Consider the following 12,460-nt stretch of genomic DNA (forward strand, 5'->3'; position numbering starts at 1 on the left):
GGAGAGGTCCGCCGGTGACCGAGCCCGGCCCGCCCCCCGACGACCGCGCCCGGGCCGCCCGCTGGACCGGGCTGGCAGGCGCGGCGCTGGTCACCGTGGCCGGGTGGCTCGGCGGCGCGCTGCCGACCCTCCCACCGCACCAGCCGTGGCGGATGCCGTACGGGCCGGCGGCGCTCGGCTGCTGGTTGTTCGGCACCGCGCTGATGGTCGGCGCCTGGTGGGCGCTGCGCCGGGGAGCGCCGTCGAGCCGGTGGGCGTACCGTACGGCCGGGCTGTGGCTGGTGCCGCTGGTGGTCGCGCCGCCGCTGGGCAGCCGCGACGTCTACTCGTACGCCTGCCAGGGCTGGGCGTACGCCGCCGGGCACGACCCGTACGCGGTCGGGGTGGCGGCGGCCGGCTGCCCGTGGGTCGACTCGGTCGCCCCGCTGTGGCGGGACACCCCTGCCCCGTACGGGCCGTTGTTCCTGCTGCTCGCCGCGCTGGCCGTCACCCTCGGCGGGGGCCTGGCCGGCACGGTCGCCCTGTTCCGGTTGCTCGCCCTGGCCGGGGTGCTGCTGGCCGCGCTCTGCCTGCCGGGGCTGGCCCGGGCGTGCGGGGTGCCCACCCGCCGGGCGGTCTGGCTCGGGCTGGCCAGTCCGCTGGTCGGGGTGCACCTGGTCGCCGGCGCGCACAACGACGCGGTGATGCTCGGCCTGCTCCTGCTCGGCCTGCTGGTGCTGGTCCGCGCGTCCGGCGGGGCGCGGCCGCTGCTGGCCGCCGGGGTGCTGCTCGGCCTGGCGGTGGCGGTGAAGGCGACGGCGGTCGTGGTGCTGCCCTTCGCCGCGCTGGTCGCGGTGCGCGGCCGGTACACCGTCCGGGCGTTGCTGCGCGACGGTGGCTGGGTGGCCGGTGGGGTGCTGGCCGCGCTCGCGACCGCCTCCGCCGTGTCCGGCCTGGGTCTGGGCTGGGTCGGCGGGTTGGCCCACAGCGGCGACTCGCAGCAGTGGACCTCGCCGCCGACGGCGGTCGGCTTCGTCGTCGACTATCTCGGCGCGCTGGCCGGGCGGGAGCCGGGTGCGGTGCCGGCGGCGCGGGTGGTGGGACTGGTGCTGCTGGCGACGCTGCTGGCGGTGTTCTGGTGGCGGGCCTGGTCGGCGCTGCGCCGGCTCAACGACGCCCGCCAGCGGGTCCGGCGGTTCGCCGTGGCCCGCCCCCGGGCGGCGCTGCTCGGCGCGGGGGGCGCGCTGGCGGCCACGGTGGCCCTCGCCCCCGTCTTCCACCCCTGGTACGCGACCGGGCCGCTGCTGCTCCTCGCCGTCTCGGCGACCCGGACCGGCTGGTTCACGCTGCCCTGCGCCGTCGTGGTCTTCCTGACCCTGCCCGACGGCACCTCGCTGGCCCGGTACACCAAGGCGCCCGGCGCGATCGCGATGACGGCGCTGGTGGTGGCCCTGGTCGTGCTGGCGGTACGACGGCGGCGTTCCTGAACAAGCGGCCGGGCCGGCTCCACGTACGCGGAGCCGGCCCGGCCGGTGGAACGTGCCTCGACGACCGCTCAGCAGTCGAAGTACATCGCGAACTCGTGCGGGGTCGGGCGCAGACGCACCGGGTCGACCTCGTTGGCCCGCTTCCAGCTGACCCAGGTGGAGATCAGGTCCGGCGTGAAGACGCCGCCGTCGAGCAGGTAGTCGTGGTCGGCCTCGAGCGCGTCGAGCACCTCCGGCAGCGAGCCCGGCACCTGCTTGACGTCGCCCCACTCCTCCGGCGGCAGGTCGTACAGGTCCTTGTCGATCGGCGCCGGCGGCTCGATCTTGTTCTTGATGCCGTCCAGGCCGGCCATCATCATCGCCGAGAAGGCGAGGTACGGGTTGCTGGACGGGTCCGGCACCCGGAACTCGACCCGCTTGGCCTTCGGGTTGCTGCCGGTGACCGGGATGCGGGTGCAGGCGGAGCGGTTACGCTGCGAGTAGACCAGGTTGACCGGCGCCTCGAAGCCCGGCACCAGCCGACGGTACGAGTTGACCGTCGGGTTGGTGAAGGCCAGCAGCGACGGCGCGTGGTGCAGCAGGCCGCCGATGTACCAGCGGGCGGTGTCCGACAGGCCGGCGTAGCCGGTCTCGTCGTAGAACAGCGGCTCGCCGTTCAGCCACAGGCTCTGGTGGGTGTGCATGCCGGAGCCGTTGTCGCCGAAGAGCGGCTTCGGCATGAAGGTGGCGGTCTTGCCGTTGGCCCAGACCTCGTTCTTCACGATGTACTTGAAGAGCTGGAGCTGGTCGGCGGAGTGCAGCAGGGTGGAGAACTTGTAGTTGATCTCCGACTGGCCGGCGGTGCCGACCTCGTGGTGCGAGCGCTCCACCGTGAAACCGCCGTCGACCAGGCGACGCACGATCGAGTCGCGCAGGTCGGCGTAGTGGTCCACCGGCGGCACCGGGAAGTAGCCGCCCTTGTACGCGGTCTTGTAGCCGCGGTTGCCGCCGGCCTCCTCGCGGCCGGAGGTCCACGCGCCCTCGATCGAGTCGATGTAGTAGAACGACTGGTGGGCGGAGGTCTCGTGCCGGATCGAGTCGAAGATGTAGAACTCGGCCTCGGCGCCGAAGTAGGCGGTGTCGGCGATGCCGCTCGCCGCCAGGTACGCCTCGGCCTTCTTCGCCACGTTGCGCGGGTCCCGGGAGTACGCCTCGCGGGTGAACGGGTCGTGGATGAAGAAGTTCAGCGCGAGGGTCTTCTGCGCCCGGAACGGGTCGACGAACGCGGTGGCGACGTCCGGGAGCAGGAGCATGTCCGACTCGTGGATCGCCTGGAAACCGCGGATCGACGAGCCGTCGAACGCGAGGCCGTCGGTGAAGACGCTGTCGTCGAAGGACTCCACCGGCAGGTTGAAGTGCTGCATCACGCCGGGCAGGTCACAAAAACGTACGTCGACGAACTTTACGTCCTCGTTCTTGAGGTACCGCAGGAGTTCCTCGGGATTGGCAAACACACGTCCTCCTGGCACGTCCACTCCGGTGGCTGGGCTCTGGCGACGGTATGACCGCGCGGTTGCCCGGCCGTGTCTCCTCTGTTTCCGCCGTGTTACGTCGCTGGCGAGGCGTCATTTGAGCCGCTCAGTCGCCACCGGGCCACCGTTCGGACGATACCGGTTGGGGCAGTGTAACGCCTCTTGACGCAAATAGCCCGTTTCCGATCCGTGACGGTCCAGGCCCGGGACGGCTGACCGACGCCCCTCGGTGACCGCCGGTGACCGACAGCCGCTGGTTACCCTTGATCGCTGTGAGCAACCCCGCCGCCGTTCCGGCGCCACCCGCCACGGATCCGTCCTTCACCCCGCCCAGCCTCGGGCGCCGCTTCGGCGCGCTGGTGATCGACTGGGTGCTCTGCCTGATGGTGTCGAACTTCTTCGCCGACCCCCTTCGGGACGGCTGGGCCCCGGTGCTGGTGCTGGTTGCCGAGTACGGCTTCTTCCTCGGGCTCTTCGCCCAGACCCCCGGGATGTGGATCACCAGGATCCGCTGCCTGTCCTGGGTTGACGGGGGCCGCGTCGGCCTGGGCCGGGCCCTGCTGCGCGGCCTGCTGCTCGCCCTGGTCGTGCCCGCCCTGCTGATGGACGGGCACCGCCGTGGCCTGCACGACCGCCTCACCGGTTCGGTCATCGCCGACGCCCCCCGCGCCGCCTGATCGCCGACGCTCGCCGGGGCCGCCTGATCGCCGACACCCAGTCGGCTCGCCCGTGCCGGGCGGCCGGTCGACCCGTGCCGGGCGCGCAAACGCGACGAGCCGGGCCCGAACGGGCCCGGCTCGCCGGCGTACGGCGTCGAGGTCAGCGGCCTCGCGACTGGCGGAACGCGCCGCGCGGCGGCCGCATGTTCTTCGGGATCGCGCCCTTGGGCATCTGCGGCCGGGCGGTCAGCGCCTTGAGCCGCTTGTCGAGCGAGTTGACGTCCTTGCCGCTGAGGGCGCGCGGCAGCCGCATCAGCGTCATCCGCAGCTTGCGGATCGGCAGCTCGTCCTCGCCCTGGCCGATCACGTAGTCGTGCAGCGGGGCGTTGCCGATCACCTTGGCCAGCCGGCGCTTCTCCTGCCCGAGCAGGCCGCGTACCCGCTGCGGGTTGCCCTCGGCGAGCAGGATCACCCCCGGCCGGCCGATCACCAGGTGAACCATGTCCATCTGGGTGGTGGAGCTGACGGCGGGGGTGACCCGCCAGTCGCCGCGCATGTTCTCCATGATCTGGGCGGCGGCCCCGGGCTGCCCCTCGGCGGCGTTCATCATCGCCGCGTTGGACCGCAGGTTGAGCACGATCAGCACGGCGAGCAGGGTGACCAGGATGCCCAGCGGCAGCCAGAGCCAACCCCAGAGGAGCACCGCGACCACGGTGAGCGCGAGCGGGATCAGCACCGCCGCGGCGACCAGCGGCGCGAACCACCGGTCCTGCTTCGCGGTGAACCTGAACACCATCCCGATCTGCTTCAGCCGCTGGCCGAACGAGACCTTCTCCTGGGGCTTCGCCATGCCGCCGAGTCTAGTGGTCGCCGCATCCCCGGATGATCCGCAGGCCGGCTGAGTACCTTACGTCGCCTCAGCGGCTGTTTCCGTCGCCGGTAAGGAGGGGCGGGAAGGCGAAGATCAGGCGGCGCACCCATGCCAGGGGGGCACCTTCGGGCGAAGAGTCGACATCAGCAGACGAACGACGATCCGAAGGAGCCCGACATGTTCGGCAACGACGCAGAGTTCCTCCTCAGCCTCCACCGCTCCCAGGCCGCCGAGCTGTGGGCCGACGCCGAGGCGGCCCGCCGCGCCCGGTCCCTGCCGCGCCGGCACGGCCGCTGGCGTGAACGGTGGTCGCGCCCGGGCCGTACCGACACCGCCCGCCGGTGACGCCCGCACCGGCACCGGCCGTCCCCGGCCAGGCCGCCGCGACCGGCCTCGGACCCGGGGCCGCCGGCGGCCCCGGCCCGGCCGGGCCGGTGGGCGGGGACGGCCCCGGCGCGCGTGGCATCCTCGGAGCCGTGACCCTACGCGCTGCCAGCACCGTCCTCGTCGGCCGCCAGGACGAACTCGGGGCGCTGCGCGCCGCCTTCGCCCGCGCCCGGGCCGGCGAGCCCAGCACCATGCTGGTCGGCGGTGAGGCCGGGGTCGGCAAGACCCGCCTGCTGGACGAGTTCGGGGCCCTGGTCACCTCCGACGGGGGCCGGCTGCTCGTCGGCCAGTGCCTGGAACTGGGCGAGGCCGGCCTGCCCTTCGCGCCGTTCGCCGCGGCGCTGCGCGAGGTGCTGCGCCGCGACGGCCCGGCGGTCTTCGAGGGGTACGAGCCGGAGTTCGGCCGCCTGCTGCCGGAGCTGGCCCGGGCTTCCGCCGTGGTCGCCGCGCCGCCCGCTCCGCCGCTCTCCGACGCCCCCCGGGGCTACCTGTTCGACCTGGTGGGGGAGCTGTTCCACCGGCTGGCCACCAGTCAGCCGCTGGTGCTGGTGATCGAGGACCTGCACTGGGCCGACCGCTCCACCCGTGACCTGATCGGCTTCCTCGTCCGGGCCGCCCGCACCGCCCGGGTGCTGCTGGTCTGCACGTACCGCACCGACGAGCTGCACCGGGGCCACCCGCTGCGCCCGTTCCTCGCCGAGCTGGACCGGGCGCGCGGCGTCGAACGGATCGAGCTGGGCCGTCTCGACCGGGACGGCACCGCGGCGATCCTCGCCGACCTGCTCGGGACCGAACCGGCCGCCCGCGCGGTGGACGACGTGCAGGCCCGCACCCAGGGCAACCCGTTCTTCATCGAGGAGCTGGCCGCGGCCGGTGGCCCGGTCGGCTGCGCCACCCTGCCGGAGACCCTGCGCGACCTGCTGCTCGCCCGGGTCGACCGGCTACCCGACGCCACCCAGCGGGTGCTGCGCATTGCCGCCGCCGGGGGCACCCGCTTCGCCCACCAGCTCCTCGCCGAGGTCGCCGGCCTGCCCGAGCACGAGCTGGAGGACGCGCTGCGTGCTGCCGTCGCCGCCCAACTGGTGGTCGCCGACCAGGAAGGGGGCTACGAGTTCCGGCACGCCCTGGTCCGGGAGGCCGTCCACGACGAGCTGCTGCCCGGCGAGCACGCCCGGCTGCACGCCCGGTACGCCGCCACCATCGAGGCGAACCCGCACCTGGTCGCCGCCGGCCGCGCTCCCGCCGAGACCGCCCACCACTGGTACGCCGCCCACGACCACCCGCGCGCCCTGCTCGCCGCCCGGGCAGCCGCCCGCGCCGCCGCCGACCGGTACGCGTACGCGGAGCAGAGCCGGCTGCTGGAACGGGTGCTGGAGCTGTGGGAGCTGGTGCCCGACGCCGCCGACCGGCTCGGCATGGACCACCTGGCGGTGCTGGAGGCGACCCTCGACGCGGCCACCACGGCCGGTGACTACGGCCGCGCCGTCACCCTGACCCGGGCCGCGCTGGCCGAGGTGGACCGCGAGGCCGAGCCGTTGCGTGCCGCCCGGCTGCTCGACCGGCGGGGCCGGCTGCTGGCCCTGCTCGGCAAGAGCGACGGCGGCGCCGAGCTGCGCGAGGCGTACCGGCTGGCGGCCGGCGTGCCGGACGGCCCGGAACGGACTCGACTGCTCGCGTACATCGCCGCCCACCTCATCAAGGTCGACCCGGAGTTGGCCACCACGATCGCCGCCGAGGTACGCGCGCGCGCCGAGGCGCTCGGCACGGACCTCGCCCTGCTGCCCGCGCGGATCGCCCTGCTCTGCCGCGCCGACAAGGGACCCGACCTCGGGCTGGCCGAGCTCCGCCGGGCGGAGACCCTGGCCCGGGCCGCCGACGACGCCCCCGCGCTGGTCAGCGCGCTGGTCCACCTCTCCGACGTGCTCTTCGAGCTGGGCCGGTACGCCGAGTCGGCCGAGGCCGCCGCCGCCGGGGTGGCCGAGGCCCGCCGGGTCGGGATCAGCCGCTCCACCGGGGCGTACCTGCTGTCGAATCGCGCGGAGGCGCTGCTCGCGCTGGGCCGCTGGGACGAGGCCGACGTGGCCTGCGCGGATGCGGCCCGGATCGACCCGCCCGGCGTGTCCGGGCTGCACTGGCTCCAGCTGCGCGCCGGGCTGTGGCTGGCCCGCGCCCACCCCCGCGCCGACGAGCTGGTCGGCCGGGCGCTGGGGTTCCTGGCCCGGCCGTACCTGTGGGCGAACCACCGGCTGCCCCTGCACGAGCTGCGCGTGGAGGCGGCGCTCGCCGCGGACGACAAGGTCGAGGCCACCGCGGCGGCCCGCGCCGCGCTCGCCGACGACCGGTTGCCGCACCTGCCCCGCGAGGGCTGGCCGGTGCTCGGCGCCGCCGCCCGCACCGCGGCCCGCTTCGCCGACCGGGAACTGGCCGTCGCCGTGGCCGGGGTCGCCGCCGCGCTGCCCGCCCGCCATCCGGCCGAACGGGCACACTCCGCCCAGGTCACGGCGCTGCTGGCGGTCGGCGACCGGGCGTTGCCGGCCTGGCGGGAGGCAGTGCGGGCGTGGCGGGCCGACGGCCAGCCGTACGCCCTGGGCCGGGCGCTGCTGGGGCTGGCCGAGGCGGCCGCGTCGGCCGGGGAACGCGACGAGGTCGCCGCGGCGGTGGAGGAGGTCGTGGTGATCGCCGGGCGGCTCGGCGCGACCCCGCTGGGCGAGCAGGCCGCCATCCTGGCCCGGCGGGTGGGGCTACGGGGTGCCGGGGCCGGTACGCGGTTGCTCACCGCCCGGGAGCGGGAGGTGCTGCGGCTGGTGGCCGAGGGGCACAGCAACAGCCGGATCGCCGAGCGGTTGTTCATCTCGCCGAAGACGGCGAGCGTGCACGTCTCCCGGATCATCGCGAAGCTCGGCGTCGCCAACCGCGTCGAGGCCGCAGCCGTGGCTCACCGCCTCGGCCTGCTCGACCCCGGCAGCCCCGAGGTGACCGGCCGGCCTGCCTGACCGGCCGCCCCGAGGTGACCGGCTTCGTCAGCGCGGCGGCAGCCAGATCCGCCAACCGGCCACGGTGAGCGTTGCCGCGCCGGGCGGCGGCTGCCGGTCCAGGGTGGCCGCCAGCGGCGACCCGACCGGTGCCACGTACGCCACCCCGCCGGCCCGGGCGACCGCCCGCCGGTAGCCGGGCAGCCGGTCGAAACCGGGACGCAACCGGTCGTCGACGACCGCGCAGATGATCTCTTCTCGGGCGGCGAAGGTGAGCCGGTTGCAGGTCCAGTACTCACCGTGGACGTGCCGGACGCCGTGCGCGCGCAACGCGCTGATCATGGCGGCGTGCCGCCGCGCCTCGGTCCGGTTCTCCGGCACGGTGGTGAGGGTGCCGGCGGTCGCCACGGCGGCGCCGGTGAGCACGGCGACGAGGACGCCGAGCGCCGCCACCCGTGTCGCGGCGACCGTGCCGGTGCGCCACGTCCGGCGGTTCGGCGGCGGGGCGGGCCGGCGGACCGCCGCCCAGAGCGGCCAGAGCAGGGCCGGGACCGAGACCAGGAGGCAGGACAGGTAGCGGGAACTCTCCACCGGGGTGCGGCCGGCGGCGCTGCTGACCGTGTACGCCGCGAGCGTCCCCACCGCGCCCGCCACCAGCGCCAGGCGCACCGCCGCGCCGGCCCACCGCTCCGGCGCCGGCCGGCCGGACGCCCCGGCCGGGCCGGCAGCGGGAGGTACCCGGGTGACGGTGGCCGACGCGGAACCTCGCAACGCCCGCCAGGCGGACAGGGCGGCCAGGGTCAGCAGCACCGGCAACGCCACCGACCACCAGAGCTGCCAGGTCGCGCAGTGGCCCGGCGCGCAGAAGCCCAGGCCCAGCGCCGGACCGAGCACCAGCCCGCCGTGCAGCCGGTCGGCCCAGCCCGCCGCCGCGTCCGCACCGCTGGCGGCGAGGACCGCCGTGACCGGGTTGCGGCCGTGCGCGAGGCTGTGCCCGAGCAGTGGCGCGGCACCGAGCAGCGCCCCACCCACCAGCGCCATCCCGGCCGGTCCGCGCAGCTCGCCGCGGGCTGGGCCCCGCTCGCGCACGGCCGCGCCGAGCAGCGCCGCGCCGACCGCCAGCACGTACGGCAGCAGCAGCGGATCCACCCACACGGCCAGGCCGGCGAGGAACCCGAACCCGGCGTACCGCCACCGCCGCCCGTCCGGTCGCCCGGCGGCGAGGTCGAGGGTGAGCAGGGCCAACCCCACGCCGATCGGATTCAGCTCCGGGTAGCCGCCGCCGGCGATGAGCTGGTTCTTGACGATCCGGTCCGACCCGAACGCGAGCACCCCGACCACCAGCAGGGCGAACCGGCGGTCCCCGCCGAGACGGCGGGTCAGCGACCAGCTCAGGTACAGGAACAGGCCGTACAGGGCGAGCAGCGGCAGCCGAAGCGCCAGCCAGGACGGGCCGGCCAGCGCGACCAGCGGCGCGGCCAGGTACGCCTCCAGCGTCCCCATGTACGCCTGGCCGTAGAAGAAGACCGGGAAGTCCTCGCCCCGGGCGATGCGCAGCGCGGCGAGTCCCATGGTCGCCTCGTCGCTGTTGGTGCGCGGCGTGTCGGCCAGCAGCAGGGCGGCACGGTACGCCACCCCGGCCGCCCCGACCAGCAGGGCGAGGAGTGCCGGACGGGGCCAGCGGGGTGTACGCCGGCGGGCCGCGTCGCGCGGCTGCGGGCGTACCCCCGTGGTCATGTTGTGATCATCGCACCCCGCGCTGGCGGACGGCGGGTGACGAGGCCGGCCTCAGCCGGCGGGGACGACCTCCGCGCGGGCGTCGAGCGCCTGCTGGTAGAGCCGCCCGGCCCGGTACGACGAGCGCACCAGGGGACCGCTCATCACGCCCGCGAAGCCGATCTCCTCGGCCTCCTCGCGCAGCTCGACGAACTCCTCCGGCTTGACCCAGCGGGTCACCGGGTGGTGGCGGGGGGAGGGGCGCAGGTACTGGGTGATGGTGATCAGTTCGCAACCGGCGTCGTGCAGGTCGCGCAGCGCCTGGGAGACCTCGGCCCGCTCCTCGCCCATGCCGAGGATCAGGTTGCTCTTGGTGACCAGGCCGTCGGCGCGGGCCTGCCGGATCACGTCGAGGGAGCGCTCGTAGCGGAACGCCGGCCGGATCCGCTTGAAGATGCGCGGCACGGTCTCGACGTTGTGCGCCAGCACCTCGGGCCGGGAACCGAACACCTCGGCGAGCTGGGCGGGGACCGCGTTGAAGTCGGGGATCAGCAGCTCGACGCCGCAGCCGGAGCGCAGGGCGTGGATCTGCCGGACCGTCTCGGCGTACAGCCAGGCGCCGCCGTCGGGCAGGTCGTCGCGGGCGACGCCGGTGATGGTGGCGTACCGCAGGCCCATCGACGCGACCGACTCGGCGACCCGACGCGGCTCGTCGGCGTCGAACTCGGCCGGCTTGCCGGTGTCGATCTGGCAGAAGTCGCAGCGCCGGGTGCACTGGTCGCCGCCGATGAGGAAGGTGGCCTCGCGGTCCTCCCAGCACTCGTAGATGTTCGGGCAGCCGGCCTCCTGGCAGACGGTGTGCAGCCCCTCGCGCGAGACGAGCCCGCGCAGCTGGGTGTACTCCGGGCCCATCTTGGCCTTGACCTTGATCCACGGCGGCTTGCGCTCGATCGGCGTCTCGGCGTTGCGGGCCTCGATGCGCAGCAGGCGCCGTCCCTCGGGCGCCACCGTCGCGGTGCGGCTGGCCTGCTCGGTCGTCGGCGTGGAGTGCTCGATCGTCACGAAAACGAGCCTACGCCGGTCGGTGGCGGTCGATGAACCGCGGGCGACCGGCGTCACGCCACAGATGGGGTGACACGCGACACCGACCGCGGGAGACAACTCGGTCACGCGTCCGGCTGTCGGCTGCTAGCCTGCCCGGCAAGGCTGTGACGGAGCCGAGTAGCGCACCGGTCCGCCAGCGCAGAGAGCCGCCGGTCGCTGGAAGGCGGTCTGGCGTCGGCGCGCGAAGACCCTCCCGAGCCGCGGGAAGAACGGCGTCCGCGCCCAGTAGAGCCCGCCCGGCTGGCCCCGGTCAACAGGCGACGAACGAGGCTCCCGCCGCGTGCGGGGGCGAAGGTGTGGTGGCACCGCGAGGTTCCCGCTCGCCCACACCTCCCTGGGGATCGCGTTGCGATTGATCAAGGAGGTATCGCCGTGCAACGCATCCTTTCCACCCAACTCCCCGCCCGGGTCGGTGGCACCGTTCGGATCGCCGGCTGGGTACACCGCCGCCGGCTGCTCAAGTCGGTGGCGTTCCTGATCGTGCGGGACGCTGCCGGCCTGGCCCAGGTCGTGGTCACCGACGCCGCCGTGCGCGCGGCCGTCGCGGCGCTGCCGGAGGAGACCGTCGTCGAGGTGGTCGGCACGGTGGTCGCGAACCCCACCGCGCCCGCCGGGGTCGAGCTGACCGCCCCGACGGTACGACCGCTCGGCCCGCCCGCCGTGCCGCCCCCGTTCGACCTGTACCGGCCGGCGCTCACCGCGACCCTGCCCACCCAGCTCGACCACGCCCCGGTCGCGTTGCGGCACCCGACCCGGGCGGCGGCGCTGCGGGTGTCGGCGGCGGCGGTGGCCGGTTTCCGGGCCGCGCTCGACGCCCGCGACTTCGTGGAGATCCACACCCCGAAGGTGGTCGCCTCGTCCACCGAGAGCGGGGCGAACGTGTTCGCGCTGGACTGGTTCGGCCGGCCCGCGTACCTGGCCCAGTCGCCGCAGTTCTACAAGCAGCTCATGGTCGGCGTCTTCGAGCGGGTGTACGAGGTCGGCCCGGTGTTCCGGGCCGAGCCGCACGACACCGTCCGGCACTTGGCCCAGTACATCTCCCTCGACGTGGAACTGGGGTTCGTCGCCGACCACCGGGACGTGATGGTGGTGCTGCGCGACAGCCTGGCCGGCATGCTCGACGAGGTCCGGTCCCGGGCGGATACGGCGCTGGCCACCCTGGGGGTCGAGGTGCCCGAGCTACCGGCGGAGATCCCCGCCGTGCACTTTACCGAGGCGTTGAGGATCGCCGGGGCGCCCGCCGACGAGCCGGACCTGACCCCCGCCCACGAGCGGGCGTTGGGGCAGTGGGCCCGAGCCGAGCACGGCTCGGAGTTCCTCTTCGTCACCGGGTACCCGATGGCGAAGCGCCCTTTCTACACCCATCCGGATCCGGCCCGGCCGGCGTACTCGAACGGATTCGACCTGCTCTTCCGTGGTGTGGAGCTGGTCACCGGCGGGCAGCGCCTGCACCGGTACGACGACTACGTCGCGGCGCTGGCGGCGCGCGGCGAACCGCTGGAGCCGTACGCCGGCTACGTCGACGCGTTCCGCCACGGCATACCGCCGCACGGCGGCTTCGCCATCGGCCTGGAACGCTTCGTGGCTCGCCTCATCGGCGCGGCGAACGTCCGCGAGGTCACCGCCTTCCCCCGCGACCTGCACCGCCTCACCCCATGACCACCTCCCACCCCGATCCGAGTCAATCAGGAGGTTGTGGTGGCCGCGACAGGCCGACCCTCGCCTGCCCCTTTGACGATCAAGTCAACGGAGTCAACCCGGGAGGGGGGAGGGT

The 12,460-nt window shown here is 74.6% G+C and carries 9 protein-coding genes; 5 read left to right on the plus strand and 4 right to left on the minus strand.

The window, feature by feature from the left end; all coding sequences use genetic code 11:
• Positions 1-14 precede the first annotated feature (14 nt).
• A complete protein-coding gene (mptB, locus tag E1165_RS24285) occupies positions 15-1,466 on the plus strand; it encodes a polyprenol phosphomannose-dependent alpha 1,6 mannosyltransferase MptB (RefSeq protein WP_132394063.1) in 1,452 nt (483 codons plus the stop codon).
• Positions 1,467-1,534: 68 nt separating this feature from the next.
• Here the strand turns inward: mptB and glnA are convergent, their stop codons facing one another.
• Complete coding sequence (gene glnA, locus E1165_RS24290; RefSeq protein ID WP_132185560.1) at positions 1,535-2,959, minus strand: type I glutamate--ammonia ligase; 1,425 nt, start codon at positions 2,957-2,959, stop codon at positions 1,535-1,537.
• A gap of 290 nt (positions 2,960-3,249) precedes the next feature.
• Between glnA and E1165_RS24295 the strand changes: the two genes are divergently transcribed.
• Positions 3,250-3,654, plus strand: coding sequence for an RDD family protein (locus E1165_RS24295; protein WP_243704969.1), 405 nt, complete (start codon positions 3,250-3,252; stop codon positions 3,652-3,654).
• Positions 3,655-3,796: 142 nt separating this feature from the next.
• Here E1165_RS24295 and E1165_RS24300 read toward each other — a convergent pair whose 3' ends face one another.
• Positions 3,797-4,486 (minus strand): DUF4191 domain-containing protein, encoded by a 690-nt coding sequence (locus tag E1165_RS24300; RefSeq protein WP_132394064.1) that lies wholly within the window; start codon positions 4,484-4,486, stop codon positions 3,797-3,799.
• A gap of 198 nt (positions 4,487-4,684) precedes the next feature.
• On the opposite strand from E1165_RS24300, the gene E1165_RS29210 reads away from it, so the two are divergent.
• Together E1165_RS29210 and E1165_RS24305 are read left to right on the plus strand one after the other, a co-directional pair.
• Positions 4,685-4,852, plus strand: coding sequence for a hypothetical protein (locus E1165_RS29210; RefSeq protein WP_165945315.1), 168 nt, complete (start codon positions 4,685-4,687; stop codon positions 4,850-4,852).
• Positions 4,853-4,983: 131 nt separating this feature from the next.
• Positions 4,984-7,887 carry a helix-turn-helix transcriptional regulator gene (locus E1165_RS24305; RefSeq protein WP_243704970.1) on the plus strand — a complete coding sequence of 968 codons (2,904 nt, stop codon included), beginning with the start codon at positions 4,984-4,986 and terminating at the stop codon, positions 7,885-7,887.
• A 27-nt stretch (positions 7,888-7,914) separates the two neighbouring features.
• Here the strand turns inward: E1165_RS24305 and E1165_RS24310 are convergent, their stop codons facing one another.
• The gene (locus tag E1165_RS24310; protein ID WP_132394065.1) at positions 7,915-9,603 is read right to left on the minus strand and encodes a hypothetical protein; all 1,689 of its coding nucleotides are present in this window, start codon (positions 9,601-9,603) and stop codon (positions 7,915-7,917) included.
• A 51-nt stretch (positions 9,604-9,654) separates the two neighbouring features.
• Positions 9,655-10,701: a lipoyl synthase gene (gene lipA, locus E1165_RS24315; protein ID WP_165945316.1), complete on the minus strand. Its 1,047-nt coding sequence runs from the start codon at positions 10,699-10,701 to the stop codon at positions 9,655-9,657.
• A gap of 357 nt (positions 10,702-11,058) precedes the next feature.
• Here lipA and aspS point away from each other — a divergent pair, with 357 nt between their 5' ends.
• On the plus strand, positions 11,059-12,345 hold the full coding sequence (gene aspS / locus E1165_RS24320; protein WP_132394067.1) for an aspartate--tRNA(Asn) ligase: 1,287 nt from the start codon (positions 11,059-11,061) through the stop codon (positions 12,343-12,345).
• The last annotated feature ends 115 nt before the right edge of the window (positions 12,346-12,460 follow it).

The sequence above is a fragment of the Micromonospora sp. KC723 genome (genome assembly GCF_004348595.1).
Lineage (GTDB): Bacteria > Actinomycetota > Actinomycetes > Mycobacteriales > Micromonosporaceae > Micromonospora.